General features: G+C 70.3%; 25 protein-coding genes. 19 read left to right on the top strand and 6 right to left on the bottom strand.

The features are described from left to right. The 5 genes from ACIBG6_RS16490 to ACIBG6_RS16470 are packed head-to-tail and all read left to right on the top strand — an operon-like array spanning position 1 to position 3,980. Positions 1–366: a TadE/TadG family type IV pilus assembly protein gene (locus ACIBG6_RS16490; protein ID WP_399223267.1), complete on the top strand. Its 366-nt coding sequence runs from the start codon at positions 1–3 to the stop codon at positions 364–366. Then, complete coding sequence (locus ACIBG6_RS16485; protein WP_399223266.1) at positions 363–752, top strand: TadE/TadG family type IV pilus assembly protein; 390 nt, start codon at positions 363–365, stop codon at positions 750–752. The genes ACIBG6_RS16490 and ACIBG6_RS16485 overlap by 4 nt, the downstream gene beginning before the upstream one ends. 19 nt (positions 753–771) lie before the next feature. Next, positions 772–2,115 carry a CpaF family protein gene (locus ACIBG6_RS16480; RefSeq protein WP_399223265.1) on the top strand — a complete coding sequence of 448 codons (1,344 nt, stop codon included), beginning with the start codon at positions 772–774 and terminating at the stop codon, positions 2,113–2,115. Between the two features lie 12 nt (positions 2,116–2,127). Then, entirely contained in the window at positions 2,128–3,075 is a 948-nt protein-coding gene (locus ACIBG6_RS16475; protein ID WP_399223264.1) for a type II secretion system F family protein, read from the top strand. 14 nt (positions 3,076–3,089) lie between these two features. Then, positions 3,090–3,980: a DUF5936 domain-containing protein gene (locus tag ACIBG6_RS16470; RefSeq protein WP_399223263.1), complete on the top strand. Its 891-nt coding sequence runs from the start codon at positions 3,090–3,092 to the stop codon at positions 3,978–3,980. A 43-nt stretch (positions 3,981–4,023) separates the two neighbouring features. On the opposite strand, the gene ACIBG6_RS16465 is transcribed toward ACIBG6_RS16470, so the two are convergent. Further along, positions 4,024–4,347, bottom strand: coding sequence for a hypothetical protein (locus ACIBG6_RS16465; RefSeq protein ID WP_399223262.1), 324 nt, complete (start codon positions 4,345–4,347; stop codon positions 4,024–4,026). 17 nt (positions 4,348–4,364) lie between these two features. On the opposite strand from ACIBG6_RS16465, the gene ACIBG6_RS16460 reads away from it, so the two are divergent. From ACIBG6_RS16460 to ACIBG6_RS16435, 6 genes are all read left to right on the top strand, one after another. Beyond that, entirely contained in the window at positions 4,365–4,493 is a 129-nt protein-coding gene (locus ACIBG6_RS16460) for a hypothetical protein (RefSeq protein WP_399223261.1), read from the top strand. Positions 4,494–4,849: 356 nt separating this feature from the next. Next, positions 4,850–5,101, top strand: a complete 252-nt coding sequence (locus ACIBG6_RS16455; protein WP_399223260.1) for a GntR family transcriptional regulator — start codon at positions 4,850–4,852, stop codon at positions 5,099–5,101. A 325-nt stretch (positions 5,102–5,426) separates the two neighbouring features. Beyond that, positions 5,427–5,639, top strand: a complete 213-nt coding sequence (locus ACIBG6_RS16450; RefSeq protein WP_399223259.1) for a Flp family type IVb pilin — start codon at positions 5,427–5,429, stop codon at positions 5,637–5,639. 2 nt (positions 5,640–5,641) lie between these two features. Next, positions 5,642–6,262 (top strand): pilus assembly protein TadG-related protein, encoded by a 621-nt coding sequence (locus ACIBG6_RS16445; RefSeq protein WP_399223258.1) that lies wholly within the window; start codon positions 5,642–5,644, stop codon positions 6,260–6,262. 30 nt (positions 6,263–6,292) lie between these two features. Beyond that, on the top strand, positions 6,293–6,865 hold the full coding sequence (locus ACIBG6_RS16440; protein WP_399223257.1) for a hypothetical protein: 573 nt from the start codon (positions 6,293–6,295) through the stop codon (positions 6,863–6,865). 9 nt (positions 6,866–6,874) lie between these two features. Further along, positions 6,875–7,486, top strand: coding sequence for an OmpA family protein (locus ACIBG6_RS16435; RefSeq protein ID WP_399223256.1), 612 nt, complete (start codon positions 6,875–6,877; stop codon positions 7,484–7,486). Here the strand turns inward: ACIBG6_RS16435 and ACIBG6_RS16430 are convergent. Beyond that, positions 7,483–8,412 (bottom strand): hypothetical protein, encoded by a 930-nt coding sequence (locus ACIBG6_RS16430; RefSeq protein WP_399223255.1) that lies wholly within the window; start codon positions 8,410–8,412, stop codon positions 7,483–7,485. The two genes, ACIBG6_RS16435 and ACIBG6_RS16430, sit on opposite strands and share 4 nt — an antisense overlap. A 164-nt stretch (positions 8,413–8,576) precedes the next feature. Between ACIBG6_RS16430 and ACIBG6_RS16425 the strand changes: the two genes are divergently transcribed. Then, on the top strand, positions 8,577–8,939 hold the full coding sequence (locus tag ACIBG6_RS16425) for a hypothetical protein (protein WP_329621411.1): 363 nt from the start codon (positions 8,577–8,579) through the stop codon (positions 8,937–8,939). A gap of 30 nt (positions 8,940–8,969) precedes the next feature. Then, positions 8,970–10,118: a hypothetical protein gene (locus ACIBG6_RS16420; RefSeq protein WP_399223254.1), complete on the top strand. Its 1,149-nt coding sequence runs from the start codon at positions 8,970–8,972 to the stop codon at positions 10,116–10,118. On the opposite strand, the gene ACIBG6_RS16415 is transcribed toward ACIBG6_RS16420, so the two are convergent. Beyond that, on the bottom strand, positions 10,090–10,455 hold the full coding sequence (locus tag ACIBG6_RS16415) for a DUF192 domain-containing protein (protein ID WP_399223253.1): 366 nt from the start codon (positions 10,453–10,455) through the stop codon (positions 10,090–10,092). The genes ACIBG6_RS16420 and ACIBG6_RS16415 overlap by 29 nt on opposite strands. A 39-nt stretch (positions 10,456–10,494) precedes the next feature. Between ACIBG6_RS16415 and ACIBG6_RS16410 the strand changes: the two genes are divergently transcribed. Then, positions 10,495–11,232: a prepilin peptidase gene (locus ACIBG6_RS16410; RefSeq protein WP_399223252.1), complete on the top strand. Its 738-nt coding sequence runs from the start codon at positions 10,495–10,497 to the stop codon at positions 11,230–11,232. Positions 11,233–11,502: 270 nt separating this feature from the next. Here ACIBG6_RS16410 and mgrA read toward each other — a convergent pair whose 3' ends face one another. Beyond that, positions 11,503–12,540: an L-glyceraldehyde 3-phosphate reductase gene (gene mgrA / locus ACIBG6_RS16405; protein WP_399223251.1), complete on the bottom strand. Its 1,038-nt coding sequence runs from the start codon at positions 12,538–12,540 to the stop codon at positions 11,503–11,505. A 127-nt stretch (positions 12,541–12,667) separates the two neighbouring features. Between mgrA and ACIBG6_RS16400 the strand changes: the two genes are divergently transcribed. The 5 genes from ACIBG6_RS16400 (at position 12,668) to ACIBG6_RS16380 (ending at position 18,489) form a co-directional block, all read left to right on the top strand. Further along, complete coding sequence (locus tag ACIBG6_RS16400; RefSeq protein WP_329621406.1) at positions 12,668–13,429, top strand: isoprenyl transferase; 762 nt, start codon at positions 12,668–12,670, stop codon at positions 13,427–13,429. 306 nt (positions 13,430–13,735) lie between these two features. Continuing rightward, positions 13,736–15,061, top strand: coding sequence for a PhoH family protein (locus ACIBG6_RS16395; RefSeq protein ID WP_329621405.1), 1,326 nt, complete (start codon positions 13,736–13,738; stop codon positions 15,059–15,061). Between the two features lie 361 nt (positions 15,062–15,422). Next, complete coding sequence (locus ACIBG6_RS16390; protein WP_399223250.1) at positions 15,423–16,166, top strand: transglycosylase SLT domain-containing protein; 744 nt, start codon at positions 15,423–15,425, stop codon at positions 16,164–16,166. Between the two features lie 140 nt (positions 16,167–16,306). After that, complete coding sequence (locus tag ACIBG6_RS16385) at positions 16,307–17,782, top strand: AI-2E family transporter (RefSeq protein WP_399223248.1); 1,476 nt, start codon at positions 16,307–16,309, stop codon at positions 17,780–17,782. After that, complete coding sequence (locus ACIBG6_RS16380) at positions 17,779–18,489, top strand: hypothetical protein (RefSeq protein ID WP_399223247.1); 711 nt, start codon at positions 17,779–17,781, stop codon at positions 18,487–18,489. Before ACIBG6_RS16385 ends, ACIBG6_RS16380 begins: the two co-directional genes overlap by 4 nt. A gap of 72 nt (positions 18,490–18,561) precedes the next feature. On the opposite strand, the gene ACIBG6_RS16375 is transcribed toward ACIBG6_RS16380, so the two are convergent. Then, complete coding sequence (locus tag ACIBG6_RS16375) at positions 18,562–19,092, bottom strand: alkyl hydroperoxide reductase (RefSeq protein WP_399223246.1); 531 nt, start codon at positions 19,090–19,092, stop codon at positions 18,562–18,564. A gap of 6 nt (positions 19,093–19,098) precedes the next feature. Next, positions 19,099–19,653 (bottom strand): peroxiredoxin, encoded by a 555-nt coding sequence (locus tag ACIBG6_RS16370; protein WP_024758658.1) that lies wholly within the window; start codon positions 19,651–19,653, stop codon positions 19,099–19,101. Between the last annotated feature and the right edge of the window lie 118 nt (positions 19,654–19,771).

The following is a 19,771-nucleotide window of genomic DNA, read 5'->3' as shown; positions in this document are numbered from 1 at the left end:
ATGCGGAGCTACCGGGACGACGACAGAGGACAGGTGGCGATCGAGTTCCTCGGCATGGTGCCGCTGATCCTGCTCACGCTGGCGTTGCTCTGGCAGGTCGTCCTGGTCGGCTACACGTACACGCTGGCGGCGAATGCGGCGGACGAGGGGGCGCGGGCGGAGGCCGTCGGCGGTGACTGCGCGGGCGCCGCGGTGCGCCACCTGGACGGGGCTTGGGCGGGCAGCGCCGAGCCGCGCTGCTCCACGAACGGCGGCATGGCGACCGCGGTGGTGAGCGTCGAGGTTCCCGTCCTCTTCCCGGGAGTGGGCGGCCTCTTCCGCGTGGACGCCACCGCGGGCGCGGTATCGGAGGTCCCCACACCATGAGCAAGCAACCGACTTCGAGGACCCGTGACCGAGGCCAGGCCGCCATCGAGTACCTCGGCTTCCTCCCCATCCTGCTCATCGTCGGCCTCGCGGGCCTACAGCTCGGCATCGCCGCGTACGCCGCCCAGCAGGCGGGTACGGCGGCCCGGGCTGCCGCCCGGGCGGCGACCACCGACGAAGAGAACGCGCCGGACTGCGCGACGGCGGGTCGCGCGGCCGTGAGCGGCTGGGTCGACCCCGAGATCGGGGGTTGCGGGGAGGGAGACGAGGCGGCCGTGATCACCGTCCGCGTCGAGATCCCCCGCGTCCTCCCCTTCTGGGACTTCGACCCGGTCGAGAAGACCGCCACCATGCCCCGCACCCCGCCCACCGAGGACGACGAATGAGAAGGAGGGACGACAAGTCATGAGTCTGCGTGCCCGGATCAACGCCCCCGAGGACAAAGGCGCCGGAGGAGGCAGGGAGGACAGTCACCTCGTCGCCGCCTTCCGGGCCAAGCTCCTGGAGGAGATCGACCTCACCGAGATGTCCGCGCTCGCGGCCGCCGAGCGGCGCGCCCGCCTGGAGCGCGTCCTCGGCCACATCATCAGCCGCGAGGGACCGGTCCTCTCCACGGCCGAGCGGGCCCAGCTGATCCGCCGTGTCGTCGACGAGGCGCTCGGTCTCGGCGTACTCGAACCGCTCCTCGAAGACGCCTCGATCACCGAGATCATGGTCAACGGCCCCGACCAGATCTTCATCGAGCGCGCCGGCCGCGTCGAGCTGCTGCCGCTCCGCTTCGCGTCGCACGACCAGCTGATGCAGACCATCGAGCGGATCGTCTCGACCGTGAACCGCCGTGTCGACGAGTCGAACCCGATGGTCGACGCCCGCCTGCCCTCCGGCGAGCGCGTCAACGTCATCATCCCGCCGCTGTCGCTCACCGGGGCGACGCTCACCATCCGCCGCTTCCCCCGCGCGTACACGCTCCACGAGATGATCGGCCTCGGCTCGCTCGACGAGCAGATGCTGCTCCTGCTCTCCGGGCTCGTACAGGCCAAGTTCAACCTGATCGTCTCCGGCGCCACCGGCACCGGCAAGACGACCCTCCTCAACGCCCTCTCCGGTCTCGTCCCGGAGGGCGAGCGGATCATCACCATCGAGGACTCGGCGGAGCTCCAGCTCCAGCAGGCCCACGTCATCCGCCTCGAAGCCCGCCCGCCGAACATCGAGGGCCGGGGCCAGATCTCCATCCGCGATCTCGTCCGCAACTCCCTGCGCATGCGCCCCGACCGCATCATCGTGGGCGAGGTCCGCGGCGGCGAGACCCTCGACATGCTCCAGGCGATGTCCACCGGCCACGACGGTTCGCTCGCCACCGTCCACGCCAACTCGGCCGAGGACGCCCTGATGCGGCTCCAGACGCTCGCCTCGATGTCCGAGGTGAAGGTGCCCTTCGAGGCGCTCCGCGACCAGATCAACAGCGCGGTGGACGTCCTCGTCCAGCTGACCCGGCACCCGGACGGCACCCGCCGGATCACCGAGATCGCCGTCCTCGCCTCCCACGGGCGCGAGCGTTTCCTCCTCGCCACGATCTGCCGCTTCCAGGCGCAGCCGGTCGCGGCCGACGGCCGGGTGTACGGACAGTTCACGTACCACCCGCTGCCCCGGCGGGTCGCCGAGCGGCTGTACATGGCCGGTCAGCCCATCCCGCAGGCCTTCGGCGTGGCCGCGACCGACGCCGGACTGGCCACCCGAGAAGCGAACTAGGAGCAGACGTCCATGACCGCGATCGATCCCGTGTGGCTGACGCTCGGCGTGGCGCTGATCTGCTGCGTCCTCGGCGTGACGGGCGTCCAGGTGTACGCGAGCGGGGCCCGCCGCCACGCGGCGCTCGTCGCCCGGCTCGACGAGACGAACGAGCCCGAGACGGCCGGCCGCCGCAGGCGCCGCTTCCGGGGCATCGACCGACGCGTACGCCGGACGTCCCTCGGCCGGAAGCTGGAACTGCGGATCGCGGCGACGGGACTCGACGTCACGCCCGGCGAGTTCACGGTCGGCCTCGCGGTGACGGTCGCCGTCCTCTGGGTGGTCGGACAGTCCGCGCTCTCCCCGTTCTTCGGCCCGATCTGCGGACTCCTCGGCGTGTGGGTGGCGTTGGGCTTCCTCAACTGGCAGCGGCAGAAGCGCATCGAGAAGTTCATCAACCAACTCCCCGAACTCTCCCGCATCCTGGCCAACGCCACTCAGGCGGGCCTCGCCCTGCGCATGGCGCTCAGCCTCGCCGCCGACGAGCTGGAGTCCCCGGCCGGAGACGAACTGGAGAAGGTGGCGCAGCAGTTGGCCGTCGGCACGTCCCTGGACGACGCCCTGGGCGAGCTGGCCGAACGCCTCCCCTCCCGCGAACTCGTCGTCCTGGTCACCACCCTCGTCCTCGCCAACCGGGCGGGCGGCACGGTCGTCTCCTCCCTTCGGAACCTCACGGAGACGCTGGAGGAGCGCAAGGAGACCCGGCGCGAGGTCCGCACCCAGCTGTCCCAGGTGAGCATGACCGCGTACTCCGTCCCCGTCATCGGCGTCGGCTCCCTCCTGCTCATCGACAACATGCAGCCCGGCGCCCTCGACCGCATGACCGGCTCGACCCTCGGACAGTTCGCGGTGGTCGCCGCCTGCGCCCTGTACGTGGTCGGCTTCGCCGCCATCCGCCGCTTCTCCAAGATCGACGTATAGGACGGGCGCGCGCCATGGACCTCCTTCTCGCCCTGCTCGCCGGCCTGGCCGTCGCCGGCATCGCCTACGGCCTGCGCCTCTACCGCGCCGACGCCCGCCTCCCCGACGACCTCAAGCTCGCCCTGGAGGTCGGCGCCACCCGTACCGGCGCGGTGGACTCCGCCGTCGACCGCCTCGGCATGCGCTGGTCACCCGCCGTCCTGCGCCTCATGGGACCGAAGCGGGTCAACGCCGTACGCCGCCGTATCGACCTCGCGGGCAATCCCGGCGGACTCACGATCGACCGGTACGGGGCGAGGCGGGCGGTCTACGGCTTCCTGGGCGTCCTGGGCGGACTGCTCATGCTGGGCAGGGGTTCGGTTCTCGTAGCGCTCCTCCTCTTCGCGTTCGGCGTGTTCTGGACGGAGGTCGGCATCTGGTCGGCGGTCCGCATCCGCAAGGACCAGATCGAGCGCACCCTCCCCGACTTCCTGGACGTCCTCGCCGTAGTCGTCTCGGCCGGCCTCGGCTTCCGTCAGGCCCTGGAACGGGTCGCGGAGCAGTACGCGGGCCCCTGGTCCGACGAACTCCGCATCACCCTGCGCCAGATGGACATGGGCGTCAGCCGCCGCCAGGCCTTCGACGAACTGCGCCGCCGCAACGACTCGGAGCAGGTGGCGCAGTTCGTGACGGCGCTCCAGCAGGGCGAGGAGCTGGGCGCCCCCATCGTGGACACGCTCATACAGATCGCCAACGACATGCGGCGGACGGACGCCCAGAACGCCCGCCGCAAGGCGGCGAAGGCGGTCCCGAAGGCGACGATGGTCATCACGACCCTGATGGTCCCGGCGACGATGATCCTCCTCGGCGCGGGCCTCTTCCTGGGCACGGGGACGGACTTCGGCTCGGTCACGGGCGGCGAGTAAGCCCGCGCGGCAGGCGAACGGGATCAGGTCGTGGGGTGCGCGCTCAGAGTCCGCCACCGCCCCGTCGCCGGTCCCGGTCGTGGAACAGGTCGAGCACGTCCGGCACGGGCGGGTAGTGCGGCGCGCACTCCGGGCAGGCGTAGACGTTGAATCCGGGCCCGGAGCTCTGGTGCACCTCGGAGACGACGACCGGGTCTGCCGTGATCACGCAGCAGCGCACGCACATCCGTACGGGCTGCCGAACCGCCCGGTGCGCGCCCTCGTGCCCGGCGGGGAGCGCGCACGGCGATCGGTGACGGCCGGGACGGTCCCCACCGGGCCACAGAGCGCCGCAGGCCTCGGGGTCCGGGACGGCCGAGGTCGCCATCACGCCACCCCCAGCCCGTGCAGGTCTCGGGTATCGAGATCAATACCGAAGTCCGCCGCGAGGACGAGGGCGAGCCGCCGCTGGCGCTGCCGAGCCCGTTCCTGCCGTTGGTCGTACGCGAGCAGGTAGGGACGGACGAGGGCTGACTCGTCCCCGTTCAGCGGCCCGTCGAGCCCGTACGGGGAACGCGGTCCGGGGAGCCGCACGGCCCCTGTTGCGGTGGGCACCGGGCACGGCGACGGGTCGGCTGTCCACAGCGCGGTACGGGCACGGTGTCGGCCGCTTCTCCTGGACCCGAACACCAGCCTCGCCCACAGAACGAGGGCGCGGATAAGGTCTGTCATGTTGACCTGCTTTCCACAGGTTGGCCACGCCCCGGGAGTGTTCGCGCACTCGCCGGGGTCTTCCGTTTTGAACGCTAGCTGCACTTGTATGGCTTGTCTACCTCGTCTAGGACGTTGCCCATATGCCCAGCGTGTAGCACGTAGCTAACGTCCCGAACATGGATATCGACCGTTTTGACCCGACGCCCATCTATAAGCAGGTGGCCCGAGTCATCCGCGAGCGGATCAAGTCTGGCGAGCTCCAGCCGAGGGACCCGATCCCGTCCGAGTCGAAGCTGGTGGCGGACCATGGCGTGGCGAGGGACACGGCACGGCAGGCCGTCGCCCTCCTGCGCTCGGAGGGATGGGTGATAACTCTCCCGCAGCGGGGCAGCTTCGTCGCAGAACGGCTACCCGAGGACGGTGCCTGATCTACGGTCACGACGTCGGCGGGAACTGTCTCAATCTCACCGCAGGTTGACGAACCTGCTTCGCGCGCACAACCGCATGTGACAGAGTGCGGACCGAGTGTGAGAGAGGTGGGGGTGACGGGACTTGATTGCCACGGGCCTGAACGACCGGCGAGTCGTTGCTACTTGCTCCATCCCCTTCGCTGAACTCCACACCGCCACGCGCGCCGAGGCCCTAGCCTTTTGGCTGGGCACCAGGCCGACCCGATGACCGGCACCCACAGAGGGGCCCACGGGCCCTGTGCGCCGACACGACCACCGGCGTCTGAACGCGGAGGGGACCACGATGTACGACGCGATGCTGAAGGCCGCGACCAGGGCCAAGGTGCGGGCATGGAGCTGGACGGAAAGGTCCACGAGGGACCGCGGGCAGACGGCGGTGGAGTACCTCGGGATCATTGTGGTGGTGGTGGCGATCGTAGTGGCCATCACCGGTACGGACATCGGAACGACGATCATGACGGCGATCAAGAACAAGATCGCCGAGCTGACCGGCTAGCTTTGCCAGGCCGCGCGCGTAGGGACTCGGGGCAAGCCTTTCCTGTCTACATCGCCGTGGTGGCAGGTCTCCTGTTCCTCGCTTTCGCCTACTTCGCGGTGGGGCAGGCGGCGTTTACTCGGAACAGCGCGCAGACAGCGGCCGACGCAGCGGCCCTCGCTGCTGCGCAGGATGCCCGGGAACAGCTACGGGAGGGCTGGATCGAGGTGATCCTCGACCCTGGGCAGTGGGGCGGGTTCCTCGGTGGACTGGAATACGACCCTGATGCCGCGTGTGACCAGGCGGCGGAGTTCGCGGCCCGGAACGGCGCCGCACTGTCGGGAGACACCTGCGTGCCCCTCGACTCGGGGGGTTTCCGCGTGACGGTGCGTACGAATGGCCCAGAGTCGAATCCTGCAACGGCGTCTGCTTCAGCAGTTATCGAACCGCTCTGCGAGTACAAGGAGCAGGAGCCCCCCTCGGAGCCGCCCCCCTCCACGCCGACGCCACCCGATGAGGGCGACGAGGAGGAAGAGGGCCCGATTATGGGGCTCATGTGCGACGGGGTTGCCTGGGAGATCGATCCGGAGAAGCCGACCCTGCCCGGCGCCGTCGATCTCTTCACGGTCCGGCTGTCCGAATGACCTGCGACGACGAGTAAGGAAGCGCGGTTTATGAACGTACGGTATGTACGCGGGGGATTGGCTTCCCTCGCAGTCGCGTCGGTGGCCTTCCTCGCGGTCGGCTGTGGCGCTGAGGAGAAGCCGAAGACGGACAAGCCTGCTACGACGACGTCTGCACCTCAGGCGAGCACCTCGACGCAGGGCTCGCAGCAGGCGGAGGAGCCGACAGCGACGCTGGCTGTCCTGAAGGGGCAGGACGGGTTCGAGTTGACCGTCAGCTCGGCGGCGCGTGACGCCGGAGGGTTCATGACAATCAAAGGGTCTCTCAAGAACACCTCCAGCAAAGGGCGCTCTGTTCCTGACCTCCTGAGGGGGGACGAAACGGAAGTGCTGAAGCACGGCACATCGCTTGGCGGCGCTACTCTCGTGGACGCGGTAGGGAAGAAGCGCTACTACGTTCTGCGGGACACGGACGGTCGGCCGTTGACCACCACAGGCCTGGGCATCGTCTCTGGTGGAGATTCGATCCCCGTCTTCATGCAATTCCCCGCACCCCCCGCCTCCACCACCGAAGTCTCGTTCCAGCTCCCCACGTTCGAACCCGCCACCCTCAAACTCTCCTGAGGCGACGCCATGACGACGACGAACCGCCGCCTGGCCGCCCTGGCCCTCGTCTCCGTGGGCATCTGGCCGCTCACCGTGCCCACCGCGTACGCCGACGATCCCCCCGGCTCCGCCGGCATCGCCGCCGCGCCGCCCGCCATCGATGCCAACGCGCCCGCGCTCATGCTTCCCGACGGCGCCACCCTCGCGCCCGCCAAGGTGCTCGACATCAAGCAGATCGTCGAGGAGCAGGGCGGCGAGCAGCGGCGACAGGACACCAACGTGGACGTGACCTTCGCGCTTCAGGCCGAGGTGCTGTTCCCGAAGAACAGCGCCAAGCTGAGCCCCGCCGCCGCCTCCCGTATCGCCGCCATCGCCGCTGAGGTCAACAACCTCGGTTCCGGCCGCGTCAGGGTCTTCGGGTTCACCGACAACCTCGGGACCTACGAGCACGGGCTCAAGCTCTCGAAGCAGCGTGCCGTCGCCGTGCAGCAGGTCCTCGCCCGGAGTCTCGACCCCGGGACGACGTTCGACGTCCGGGGCTACAGCGAGGACTATCCGATTGCGGACAACTCCTCTGAGGAGGGCCGCAAGAAGAACCGGCGCGTCGAGGTCTCCTTCCCCCGGACGACGGCCCCTTAGCGGGAGAGGGAGGTCAAGGCCGTCCGGATCGTCCCGACGACGTGATCCGGACGGGAGAAGACCCCCCTCGCCGTGAAGCGCAGCACCCGGCGGACCTCCGGGCACGACTGGAGCGCGTTGAAGCGGGCCACGTCCCGTTCGTGGGCCCGGCGTGTGCCGTGGAAGGCGTAGCCCTCCACCTCCACCGCCAGGCCCGCCTCGCGGAAGAGGAAGTCCGGGCGCAGAGCCTGCCCCTCCGCCGTGCGGAGCAGCGGTTGCGACTCCGGGAAGAGCGCCGCGTCCCGTAGGCGGAGACGGGCCACCGACTCCGCCGGGGAGCCCGAGGCCGGCTCGGTCAGGCGCAGCCAGGCGCGGGCCCGGGGGCCGCCGGGTCTCGGTGCGGCGAGTTCGGCGGCCAGGTCCTCGTACCGGACGAGGGGCTCGCGTCGTACGCCGCCGACCGCCCTCCGCGCCAGCGCTGAGTCCGCCGCGACGACCGCCTCCTCTCGGCTGCCGCAGCCCCGTATCAGGTCGCCGACCGTTCGCGCCGGGGTCGTCACCCGCAGCCCCCGCCGTGTCCCGCAGTCCCCGTCCGTGAGGGAGGACGTGGAGCGGACCCGTATCAGGGCGTCGTGCGTCGAGCGGGACGTCGCCGGTGCCGTGAAGTCCAGGAAGGCGGGGGCAACGGTCTCGCCCAGCAGTTCGATGCGGTGCAGTCGCGCCGCCGTCCCGTGGCTGCACACCAGTTCCGGGCGCAGGAGCTGGAGCGCCGTCGCGCGGACGCGCCAGTCCACGTCCTTCCCCGGTGCCGCCCACGCGCCCCGGCAGATCCCCTGCCACCCGTCCCGGCGCAGGCGGCCCGCCAGCCGGCCCCGGGGCCAGCCCGCCGCGAGCGCCCAGACCGTGAGGAGTACCCCGCCCCTCGCGAGGATCGCCAACTCGTACATACGCTCAACGATCCACGGAAGAGCGACACTTCGCACCCCCTGTGGAAAACCTGGAGAAACTCGTCGTCAGGAAAGTGCAAAAGTGACGGGACGTATGAGTGACGGAGGAGCATGCTGGATCCGAGTACCCGACACCGCAGGGACCGTTCCGAAGTGGGCTGCCGATGACCTCGACGCCGAGTGTCCAGCTGGTCAGTGATCTCGTCACCCGGATTCCCGAGTTCCGGGGCGCCTACGAGACCCATGTCTTCACGCAGGGCGACGTCCTGCCGCACGTCTTCTTCTGGGACGTCGTCCAGGGCACCGTCCGCTCCTTCCTCGGCGAGGACCCGACCGCCGCCGACTGGCGCCGCACGCTCGACTTCCTGGAGGAGCAGTGCTGTCGCGGCGTCATCGGCATCGACGAGGTCATCGTCACCTCGTTCCTCGGCGACCTGCCCTCCCCGCAGGAGCCCGGCCACGCCATCGTCCACCAGCTCGGACCCGTCCTGTCCTCGAAGTTCGTCCGCATAAGGCCCCTCGGGTGAGAGCGGCTACCTGCCCGGGATAATCGACGGATGCCCTCGTCCCGTCGTCCCCGTCGTCCCCGTCGTCCCCGTCGTCCCATACGTCCCCGCCGTCCCCTCAGCCCCACCCTCACCGCCCTCGGCGGCTACACCGGCACCCGGCTCATCGGCCTCGCCGTCCTCGCGATCGCCGCCGCCGCGACCGGCAAGGACGGGCTGCACCGGCTCAAGGGCCGCTGGGACTCCGTCTGGTACGTCCGTGTCGCCGAGAACGGATACGGGTACGAGGTCACCCTGCCGAACGGCGACGTCCACTCCGACCTCGCCTTCTTCCCCCTCCTCCCCGCTCTGGAGCGGGGCCTGGCAGCCGTCCTCCCCTTCGACGCTGCCACCGCCGGGCTCCTCGTCTCCTGGACCGCCGCCCTCGCCGCCGCCTGGGGCATCTACAAGTGCGGCGCCCATGTGGCCGGGGAGCGCGTGGGGGTGCTGCTCGCGATCCTCTGGGGTGTGTATCCGACCGCGTTCGTGCAGTCGATGGCGTATACGGAGACCCTGTTCACCGCCTTCGCCGCCTGGTCGCTGTACGCCGTCCTGCGCGGGCGGTGGATCCTGGCCGGCGTCCTGTGCGCCGCAGCCGGGCTCACCCGGCCGACGGCCGCCGCGCTGATCGCCGCCCTCGGGATCACGGCCCTCGTCACCCTCGTACAGGAGCGGAGGCTGCCCCTCCGGACGGCGGTCGGGGTGTTGATCGCCCCGCTGGGGTGGCTCGGGTACGTCGTGTACGTGGGCGTACGGGAGGGGAGCCCCTCCGCCTACTTCGACGTCCAGGCCGCCTGGGGCAACTCCATCGACGGCGGCGTCGCCCTCGCCCGCTTCATCGCCGGCCTGCCCTGGCCCGCCGCCCTCGGCCTGTGCGCGGCGCTCGCACTGCTCGGCTGGCTCATCGCCCTCTGCGTACGGCAGAAGCAGCCGCTGCCCCTGCTCGTCTACACGATCGGCGTCGTCCTCGTCTCCCTCGTCGGCGCCGCCTACTTCGGCTCCCGGCCGCGCCTGATGATGCCCGCGTTCGGGCTGTTGCTCCCGCCCGCCGTCGTCCTCGCGCGCCTGCGCCCGCGTGCCGCCGTGCCCGTCCTCGCCGGGCTCGCGCTCGCCTCCGCCGCCTACGGGGCGTTCACCCTGCTCGGCTCGGGCCCGCCGTGATGCCGACCCTGACTCCCGGCCGCAGCCCCCACCCCTCCATCGCACCCGCCTCCGCCTCGAGCACGTGCCGGCCGCGCGGCCTGACCATGCCCAGACGTCCCGGCCGCATCGTCACCACGGACAGGACCCGGAGCGAGCGGTCCAGATAGGCCACGTCGATCGCGAACCGCATGCCGAAGGTGTGCACGCTGTTCGTCCGTGTGATCAGCAGCGCCCCCGCGACCCCGTCCCGGCCGAGCAGCCCCCGCCGCCGCGCCCGGTACGACGCCGCCACCTCCAGAGCCACCTCCCGCTCCAGAACCGTCAGCGTCCCCGGCCCGTCTCCCCATTTCGCCATGCGCCAGACCGTAGCCGCACGCGCCTCTAGGGTCAGTCCGTGTACGTCACGCTGATCACCGTCGCCGCCCTGTGGGGGGCCGCCGTCGGGCTGCTCGTCCCGCGCGCCGCGTACCGGCTGGCCGTGCCCGCCGAGGAGCCGTGGCGGGACCGGTGTCCCGCCGGGCACCCGCTCGTGGGGCCCGCGCGCGGCTGGCTCGGCGGGCCCGGGCGGCAGCACTGCGCGACCACCCCCAGCCCGCTCGCCGCGCCGCTGCTCACCGCCCTCGCCTGCGCCGCGCTCGCCGCGGCCACCGGCGGGCCCCGGCCCGAGCTGGCGGTCTGGCTGCTCGGCGCGCCTTTCGCCGTCCTCCTCGCCTGCGTCGACGCCCGCGTCCACCGGCTCCCCGACGGGCTCACTCTGCCGCTCGCCGCCAGCGTCCCGCTGCTCCTCGGCGCCGCCGAGCTCCTGCCGTACGACGCGGGCTCCTGGCTCCACGCGCTGCTCGGCGCGCTCGCCCTCGGCGGGTCCTATCTGGTGCTTTTCGTGATCAATCCGGCGGGACTCGGCTTCGGTGACGTGAAGCTCGCGCTCCCGCTGGGCGCCGCCCTCGGCTGGTACGGCTGGGGCGTCCTGTTCGCCGGGGCCTTCGCGGGCTTTCTCCTCGGAGCCGTATACGGCCTCGGGCTCGTCCTGCTGCGCCGTGCGGGCCGCTCCTCGGCGATCCCCTTCGGCCCGTTCATGCTGGTCGGAGCGCTGCTCGGGCTGCTCCTCGGGGCGTTCACCGCGATCCCCTGAAGCGTGCGCGCGTCAACGCCGCGCCTCGACGGAACTCCGCCGCCACGCCGGGGCGCAAACCCGCCACACGGCCTCACAGCCCTTGTCCCGACTGGGATCCGGAAAATCCAGGGCGGTGAGTTCCGCGCACGTGGCGCGCAGCACGACTATCGAAGGGTTATGGTGGAAACCCCCCCTCGGGCCGGTCCGTATCCCCCCCACGGACCGGCCCGTTTTTTCTTTCCCGCCCCATAGGGCGCCCCATCGGGCGCCCTATGGGGCGGGAAGGGGTCAGCCCCGGCCGGCCCAGATGTTCGTGCCGTCGGTGTCGACCGCGAACGAGTCGATCTCCTTGAGCTCCTCGTCCGTCAGCGGCGCTGCCGCGAGCGCGGCCACGTTCTCCTCCAGCTGGGCGACGCTGGACGCGCCGATCAGCGCCGAGGTCATCCGCTCGTCGCGCAGCACCCACGACAGCGCCAGCTGCGCGAGTGACTGCCCGCGGCGCTCCGCGATGTCCGCGAGGCCGCGCAGGCGCCGCAGCACCTCGTCGGAGAGCAGGTTCGGGTCGAGGGACTTGCCCTGGGTGGCCCGCGAGCCCTCCGGGATGCCCTTCAGGTACTTGTTGGTGAGCAGTCCCTGGGCCAGCGGCACGAAGGAGATGCAGCCCATGCCGGCCGCCTCCAGCGTGTCGAGGAGGCCGTCGTCCTCGGTCCAGCGGTTGATCATCGAGTACGAGGGCTGGTGGATCAGGGCCGGGACGCCCATCTCGCGCAGGATCCGGGCCGCCTCGGCGGTCTGCTCGCTGTTGTACGAGGAGACGCCGACGTACAGCGCCTTGCCCTGCTGCACGGCGGAGGCCAGGGCCCCCATCGTCTCCTCCAGCGGGGTGTGCGGGTCGAAGCGGTGCGAGTAGAAGATGTCGACGTAGTCGAGGCCCATCCGCTTCAGGGAGGCGTCGAGCGACGACAGCAGGTACTTGCGGGAGCCCCACTCGCCGTACGGGCCGGGGTGCATCTCGTAGCCGGCCTTGGTCGAGACGATCAGCTCGTCGCGGTAGGGCGCGAAGTCCTGGGCGAAGAGCTTGCCGAAGTTCAGCTCGGCCGAGCCGGGGGGCGGCCCGTAGTTGTTCGCCAGGTCGAAGTGGGTCACGCCGAGGTCGAAGGCGCGGCGCAGGATCGCGCGCTGGTTGTCGAGCGCGCGGTCGTCGCCGAAGTTGTGCCAGAGGCCGAGCGAGATCGCCGGGAGCTTGAGGCCGCTGCGGCCCGTGCGGCGGTACTCCATGGCGTCGTAGCGGTCCGCGGAGGCGCGGTACAGGGGGGAATCAGTCACGTATCTCTGCTTATCACGGACCTGTGACAGTCCCGGGCTGGGAGCCTGTCGCCCGTGCGCAGTAGTGTGGCGGCTTGCGGACCGCCGCTGCCGGGCGGACCGCCGCTGCATGGAGAGGTAAAGAACAGTGAACCTGCGCGACCTGGTGTACGGGCTCTACGCACGCCGGGTGGAAGGCCGCCTCGACCACGCCCAGGTGCCCAAGCACATCGGGGTCATCCTCGACGGGAACCGGCGCTGGGCCAAGGCGTCCGGCGGGACCCCCGAGCAGGGACACAAGGCGGGCGCGGACAAGATCCAGGAGCTGCTCGGCTGGTGCGCCGAGACGGACGTCGAGGTCGTCACGCTCTGGATGCTGTCCACGGACAACCTGAACCGGCCCGAGGAACAGCTCGTCCCGCTGCTCGGCATCATCGAGAACGCCGTGCGCGCGCTCGCCGCCGACGGCCGCTGGCGCGTCAACCACGTCGGCACGATGGACCTGCTGCCCGCCCGCACCCAGTCCGTGCTGAAGGAGGCCGAGCAGGCCACCCACGCCAACACGGGAATACTGGTGAACGTGGCGGTGGGCTACGGCGGCCGCCAGGAGATCGCGGACGCGGTCCGCTCGCTGCTCCTGGAGCACGCCGAGCGGGGGACGAGCTTCGAGGAGCTCGCCGAGATCGTCGACGTCGAGCACATCTCGGAGCACCTGTACACACGCGGTCAGCCCGACCCCGACCTTGTGATCCGTACGAGCGGCGAGCAGCGCCTCTCCGGATTCATGCTGTGGCAGAGCGCCCATTCCGAGTACTACTTCTGCGAGGTCCACTGGCCGGCCTTCCGCAAGGTCGACTTCCTGCGTGCCCTCCGCGACTACGCGGCCCGGCACCGGCGCTACGGCACCTGAGCCCCGCCGGTCGAACGGAGGACACACCCTCTCGGAATCGATCACCTCGTGTTCACGAACACGTCGTCATATGCCATGGCATGGCATGGCTGGTTCGAGGGCATATCCCTGGTGAAGTGAGCGGCACGGAGACCGCCACCCGGGAGGCCCCTTGCACCAGGACGACCGTGCGGGACACGCACGGGAGAAGCGGAGGGCCGTGGTTCGGCCCGCGCATCGCGGCCTGAACCCGGTCCCATTCCGTAGCGACACCGGTTCCGTCGCGCCCCGACCTCACAGGGGTCTTCAGAGGGGGTCTGTCCTTCCGTGGTGACCAGCACGAAGCGCCGACTTAACGACCGGCGCACCTATGTTCTCGACACCAGCGTCCTGCTGGCCGACCCCAACGCGATGTCCCGGTTCGACGAGCACGAAGTGGTGCTCCCGATCGTCGTGGTCACCGAGTTGGAGGCCAAGCGGCACCACCCCGAGCTCGGCTACTTCGCCCGGCAGGCCCTGCGCCTGCTGGACGACTTCCGGGTGAAGTACGGACGCCTCGACGCCCCGCTCCCCATCGGGGAGCTCGGCGGCACGCTGCGTGTCGAACTCAACCATTCCGACCCCGGCGTACTGCCCGCCGGCTACAGGTTGGGGGACAACGACTCACGGATCCTCGCGGTCGCGCGCAACCTCCAGGCGGAGGGGTACGACGTCACGGTCGTCTCCAAGGACCTGCCGCTGCGCATCAAGGCCTCCTCGGTCGGTCTCCTCGCGGAGGAGTACCGCGCCGAGCTGGCCATCACGGACGCCAACGGCTGGACCGGGATGTCCGAGCTCGCGCTCTCCGGGGAGCAGGTCGACCTGCTCTTCGACCAGGACACGCTGTACGTGCCGGAGGCCGCCGAGCTTCCCGTCCACACGGGCCTGGTGCTCCAGTCCGAGCGCGGCAAGGCGCTCGGCCGGATCACCTCCGAGGGGAACGTCAAGCTGGTCCGCGGCGACCGGGAGGCCTTCGGGCTCCGCGGCCGCAGCGCCGAGCAGCGGATCGCGCTCGATCTGCTCCTCGACCCGGACGTCGGCATCATCTCGATGGGCGGCCGGGCCGGCACCGGCAAGTCCGCGCTCGCGCTCTGCGCGGGCCTGGAGGCGGTCCTGGAGCGCCGGCAGCACCAGAAGGTGATGGTCTTCCGCCCGCTGTACGCGGTCGGCGGCCAGGAGCTCGGCTACCTGCCGGGCAGCGAGGCGGAGAAGATGAGCCCCTGGGCTCAGGCGGTCTTCGACACGCTGTCCTCGGTCGCGAGTCGCGAGGTCATCGAGGAGGTCCTCGGGCGCGGGATGCTGGAGGTCCTGCCGCTCACCCACATCCGGGGCCGCTCCCTCCACGACGCGTTCGTCATCGTGGACGAGGCCCAGTCCCTGGAGCGGAACGTCCTGTTGACCGTTCTGTCCCGGATCGGGGCGAATTCACGGGTCGTGCTGACCCATGACGTCGCCCAGCGCGACAATCTCCGGGTCGGCCGGTACGACGGAGTCGTCGCCGTGGTCGAGAAGCTGAAGGGGCATCCGCTCTTCGCCCATGTCACCCTCACCCGCTCCGAGCGCTCCCCGATCGCCGCGCTCGTGACGGAGATGCTGGAGGACGTTCAGATCTGACCCGTTTCGTACGCATCCGTACGCGTACGGCAGTTGGCGCCGCCCGGCAAAGCGCAGGAGCTTAGCCGGGCGGCGCACTCCTGTCCGCTGCATCGTCAAAAACACCTGCGCCCGCCGAGGTGTGAGCTTTCACACGCAACGCAGAATTGCCTTGCGGTGTCGCCGTCCGGCAAAGTCTTGCTTCCGTCAGGCCCCGCATACGGCACACATGCACCTCCAGAGGCGCACACCCCATGAACAACTCAACAGCCGTCAGCCGTATGCCGCCCACAGCACCACGGGCCCGTGTCTTCAGTGACCCAGTACGTCGGAGACCAGCGCCAGGGGCACGATTTCGCCCGCGTGGTCACCTATGCGGGCGATGCTGGAAGGAAACCGTGTGAGCCGGATCTCGGTCCGGGGATTCGCGGTGGCTTCGGCCACTGCGGTCACCACCGTCGGCGCCGTCGTCGGCGTTGCCTCGGGCAACGCCGTGCAGGCTTCGGATGACAACTTCGAGGCCACCGCGGCCGATACCACGCTGCTCGCGGACATCCCCGCGGGCGAGCAGGCCCAGGTTCAGGTCTCCTCGCTCTCGGAGCAGGCCGACGTCCAGGCCGCTGCCGCCGACGCCGCCGTGAAGAAGACCGCGGAGGAGAACGCCCGGCTCCGTGCCGCCAAGGACGCCGAGGCCAAGAAGGAGGCCGCCGACAAGGCCGCCGCCGAGGCCAAGGCCGAGGAGGAGCGCAAGGAGCGGGAGAAGGAAGAGGCAGCCGAGCGCGCCAGCCGTTCCTCCGTCCGCGACGCCTCCAGCTTCTCCGCGAAGGGGTCGTACTCCGTCGCCGAGGTCAAGGCGATGGCCCGCCAGATGGTCCCGGCCTCGCAGTTCCAGTGCTTCAGCAACATCGTGAACCACGAGTCCACCTGGAACTACCTCGCGGTCAACCCGTCTTCGGGCGCCTACGGCCTCGTGCAGGCCCTGCCGGGCAGCAAGATGTCCTCGGCCGGCGCCGACTGGCAGACCAACCCCGCCACCCAGATCAAGTGGGGCCTCAGCTACATGGACAGCCGCTACGGCGGCCCTTGTGGCGCCTGGTCCTTCTGGCAGGCCAACCGCTGGTACTAGTACCGGCGTGCTCAACCTCCGGGAGCCCCTCACCGTCCTACGGTGGGGGGCTCTCGCGTGCAGGCGTGTAGGTTGCGAAAGCCCACCAGCTTCCGGGGGAGCGGGGTGGGCCGAAGAACGAGCGGGGGGAAGAGGAAGCGATGTCGAGACTGCCGGGATGGCTGGGACGGCTTGGCGCGGGCCTGAGCCGTATGGGCGAACGCCTGGACGAGCGCAGGGTCGAGGCGGAACGAGAAGATCCGGACAGCGTTCCGTACGAGGACGTGGCCGGCCCCGTGCCCGCCCCCGCTCCGGAGCGGCCCGCCCCGTCGGGCATCGACACCGCCCCGCGCCTTCCGGCGGACGCACCGACCGCCACGGACGCCTTGCACGCCACGGTCGCCACGGCCGAGGAGGCCCCTGACGGAGCCGGCCGCTCCGTCCCCGCCCCTCCCTCGTACGCCCCCGCCGTCGCCGCCCGCCCCGACCCCGCCGCCGCGATCCCCTGGGGCATGCGCGTGGCGGCGGAGGCGAGTTGGCGGCTCCTCGTCTTCGCGGGCACGCTCTGGGTGCTGATGAAGGTGATCAGCTCCGTCCAGCTCGTCGTCCTCGCCTTCGTCGCCGCGCTGCTCGTCACCGCCCTGCTCCAGCCCACCGTCGCCCGGCTCCGCGCCATGGGCATGCCGCGCGGTGTCGCCACCGCCGTCACCGCCGTCTCCGGCTTCGTCGTGATGGGCCTGGTCGGCTGGTTCGTGGTCTGGCAGGTCATGGACAACATCGACAACCTGTCCGACCAGGTCAAGGACGGCATCGAGGAGCTCAAGCTCGCGCTGCTCAACAGCCCCTTCCATGTGACCGAGCAGCAGATCAACGGCATCGCGAAGAACCTCAGCGACTCCGTCGGCGCCAACGCCGAACAGATCACCCAGGTCGGACTCCAGGGCGTCACGGTCGTCGTCGAGGCGCTCACCGGCATCCTGCTCGCCATGTTCTCGACGCTCTTCCTGCTCTACGACGGGAAGAAGGTCTGGGAGTGGACGCTCAAGCTCGTCCCCGCCCAAGCCCGGCCCGGCGTCGCCGGCGCGGGGCCGCGCGCCTGGCGCACCCTCACCGCCTACGTGCGCGGCACGGTGCTCGTCGCCCTTATCGACGCGGTCTTCATCGGGCTCGGGCTCTACTTCCTCGACGTGCCGATGGCCGTGCCGCTCGCCGTCTTCATCTTCCTGTTCGCCTTCATCCCGCTGGTCGGCGCGGTGATCTCAGGCGCCCTCGCGGTCGTCGTCGCCCTCGTCACCAACGGCCTGTTCACCGCGCTCATGGTGCTCGTCGTCGTCCTCGCCGTGCAGCAGATCGAGGGCCATGTGCTCCAGCCCTTCATCCTCGGCCGCGCGGTACGGGTCCACCCGCTGGCCGTCGTCCTCGCGGTCGCGGCCGGCGGTCTGACCGCCGGCATCGGCGGCGCCGTGGTCGCCGTCCCGCTGGTGGCCGTGTCGAACACGGTGGTCGGCTACCTGCGCGCGTACAGCACCGAACAGGCCCTGCGCAGCACACCGGAACCGCGCGGCGCGACCGCGTTCGAAGTGGCCCCGACCCCGGCACCGGGTGCGGTGGCCGTCAAGGGGGAGAGCAGCACGTGATATCCGAGCCGGAACTGGACGGTGGCGACGCCTTCGTCACCTCCGAGGTCCTCACCGAGACCCCGCCGCCCGGCCCGCCCCGCCCGCCCCGCACCCGCCGCCCCTGGCTGTGGGCGCTCGGCGGCGCGGTGCTGGCGTCGGCGGTGTGGGGCGGGGGGCTCTACACGTACGAGAAGCGCCAGGACGGGGGGCCGGACATGCGCGGGTACAAGAGCGTGGAGAGCCTCTGCGAGACGGCGGAGCTGAAGGCGCTCGTCGGAGTCCTCGGGAAGCGTTCGACGGACAGCACGGCCGACAGCGGATCGAACAGCGGAGAGGACGGAGCCAAGGATCCGGTTCTGGACATCGCGAGCTGCTCGCTGACCTTCGGGCCGCCCGAGACCGGCTACAGCGGGGACGTCACGTACACCCGGCATCTGGTGACCGATCCCGGGCCCGAGTTCGACGCCGTGGCGAAGCGCTTCGGCGCGGGGGAGCCGTACGAGGGGCTGGGGGAGAAGGCGTACCTCCAGGTCTACGAGGACCAGGGGGCGGAACTGCGGGTGCTCGACGGTCAGGTGGAGATCGCGATCAGCTTCAGCACGATGTCCAGCTGGAACGAGGACACCGGCGAGGTGATCCGGGACACCAAACCGATCGACCTCTCCGGGATCGAGGTCCCGCTGGCCCAGGACATGCTCGCCCTCATGGCCGCGCTGAAGAAGTAGCCGGACCGGCATGACGGAAAGGCCCCGGGGCGTGAAGCCCCGGGGCCCTTCTCGTGCGACGGTCATGCCGTGTCAGGCGAGGACCGCTTCCGCGTCCAGCGTGACGCCGACGGCCTGGATCACCGCGGCGATCTTCACGGCCTCCTGGATCGTCTCGCGGTCGACACCGGCCTCGCGCAGGACCTGCTCGTGCGAGTCGAGGCACTGGCCGCAGCCGTTGATCGCGGAGACGGCCAGCGACCACAGCTCGAAGTCGACCTTCTCGACGCCCGGCTTGCCGATGACGTTCATCCGCAGTCCGGCGCGCATCGTCCCGTACTCGGGGTCCGACAGCAGGTGCCGGGTCCGGTAGAAGACGTTGTTCATCGCCATGATCGCGGCGGCGGACTTGGCAGCCTGGTACGCCTCGGGCTTCAGGTTGGCCTGGGCCTCGGGCTCCAGCTCCTTGAGGACGATCGGCGAGCGCGAGGCGATCGCGCAGGCCAGGACCGTGCCCCAGAGCTGCTGCTGCGGGAGCTCGCTGTTGCCGATGACCGAACCGAGGTTCAGCTTCAGGTCCTTGGCGAAGTCCGGTATGGCGGACTTGAGTGCGTCGAGAGCCATCTCAGATCACTCGCCCGAGAGCAGCGCGGCCGCGTCGAGGGTGCCCTCGCCCTTGTTCCAGTTGCACGGGCACAGCTCGTCGGTCTGCAGGGCGTCGAGCACCCGCAGGACCTCCTTGGGGTTACGGCCGACGGAGCCGGCGGTCACCATGGTGAACTGGATCTCGTTGTTCGGGTCCACGATGAAGACGGCGCGCTGGGCGAAGCCGTCCTCGCCGCGGACGCCGCAGTCGCTCATGAGCTCGTGCTTCGAGTCGGCGAGCATCGGGAAGGGCAGGTCACGCAGGTCGGCGTGGTCCTTGCGCCAGGCGTGGTGCACGAACTCGGAGTCGCCGGAGACGCCGAGGATCTGGGCGTCGCGGTCCGCGAACTCGTCGTTCAGCTTGCCGAACGCGGCGATCTCGGTGGGGCAGACGAAGGTGAAGTCCTTCGGCCAGAAGAACACCACGCGCCACTTGCCCTCGTAGGCCTTGTGGTCGATCTGCTCGAACTCCTTGCCGCTCTCCAGCGACACGCAGGCGGTCAGGTCGTAGGTGGGGAACTTGTCACCGACAGTGAGCACGCGCTCTCCTTGCGAAGCGGGAAGGGTCCCTTTTGGGGTCTTCCGGTGGGGGTTGGACGTGTTCACAGCATGGCACGGAGTGCATTGATCAGTGAAATAGCTAGAGTGGGTCGTGTTG

Source organism: Streptomyces sp. NPDC050842 (assembly GCF_044456565.1).
Classification (GTDB): Bacteria; Actinomycetota; Actinomycetes; order Streptomycetales; family Streptomycetaceae; genus Streptomyces.
Note: the sequence above shows the minus strand (reverse complement) of the source record. Positions and strands in the feature narration are given on the sequence as shown.

Bases quoted from the DNA above. Each gene is read 5' to 3' on its own strand.
- ACIBG6_RS16490 (WP_399223267.1), top strand. From the start codon at position 1: ATGCGGAGCTACCGGGACGACGACAGAGGACAGGTGGCGATCGAGTTC.
- ACIBG6_RS16485 (WP_399223266.1), top strand. From the start codon at position 363: ATGAGCAAGCAACCGACTTCGAGGACCCGTGACCGAGGCCAGGCCGCC.
- ACIBG6_RS16480 (WP_399223265.1), top strand. From the start codon at position 772: ATGAGTCTGCGTGCCCGGATCAACGCCCCCGAGGACAAAGGCGCCGGA.
- ACIBG6_RS16475 (WP_399223264.1), top strand. From the start codon at position 2,128: ATGACCGCGATCGATCCCGTGTGGCTGACGCTCGGCGTGGCGCTGATC.
- ACIBG6_RS16470 (WP_399223263.1), top strand. From the start codon at position 3,090: ATGGACCTCCTTCTCGCCCTGCTCGCCGGCCTGGCCGTCGCCGGCATC.
- ACIBG6_RS16465 (WP_399223262.1), bottom strand. From the start codon at position 4,347: ATGGCGACCTCGGCCGTCCCGGACCCCGAGGCCTGCGGCGCTCTGTGG.
- ACIBG6_RS16455 (WP_399223260.1), top strand. From the start codon at position 4,850: ATGGATATCGACCGTTTTGACCCGACGCCCATCTATAAGCAGGTGGCC.
- ACIBG6_RS16450 (WP_399223259.1), top strand. From the start codon at position 5,427: ATGTACGACGCGATGCTGAAGGCCGCGACCAGGGCCAAGGTGCGGGCA.
- ACIBG6_RS16440 (WP_399223257.1), top strand. From the start codon at position 6,293: ATGAACGTACGGTATGTACGCGGGGGATTGGCTTCCCTCGCAGTCGCG.
- ACIBG6_RS16435 (WP_399223256.1), top strand. From the start codon at position 6,875: ATGACGACGACGAACCGCCGCCTGGCCGCCCTGGCCCTCGTCTCCGTG.
- ACIBG6_RS16430 (WP_399223255.1), bottom strand. From the start codon at position 8,412: ATGTACGAGTTGGCGATCCTCGCGAGGGGCGGGGTACTCCTCACGGTC.
- ACIBG6_RS16425 (WP_329621411.1), top strand. From the start codon at position 8,577: ATGACCTCGACGCCGAGTGTCCAGCTGGTCAGTGATCTCGTCACCCGG.
- ACIBG6_RS16420 (WP_399223254.1), top strand. From the start codon at position 8,970: ATGCCCTCGTCCCGTCGTCCCCGTCGTCCCCGTCGTCCCCGTCGTCCC.
- ACIBG6_RS16415 (WP_399223253.1), bottom strand. From the start codon at position 10,455: ATGGCGAAATGGGGAGACGGGCCGGGGACGCTGACGGTTCTGGAGCGG.
- ACIBG6_RS16390 (WP_399223250.1), top strand. From the start codon at position 15,423: ATGCTGGAAGGAAACCGTGTGAGCCGGATCTCGGTCCGGGGATTCGCG.
- ACIBG6_RS16385 (WP_399223248.1), top strand. From the start codon at position 16,307: ATGTCGAGACTGCCGGGATGGCTGGGACGGCTTGGCGCGGGCCTGAGC.
- ACIBG6_RS16375 (WP_399223246.1), bottom strand. From the start codon at position 19,092: ATGGCTCTCGACGCACTCAAGTCCGCCATACCGGACTTCGCCAAGGAC.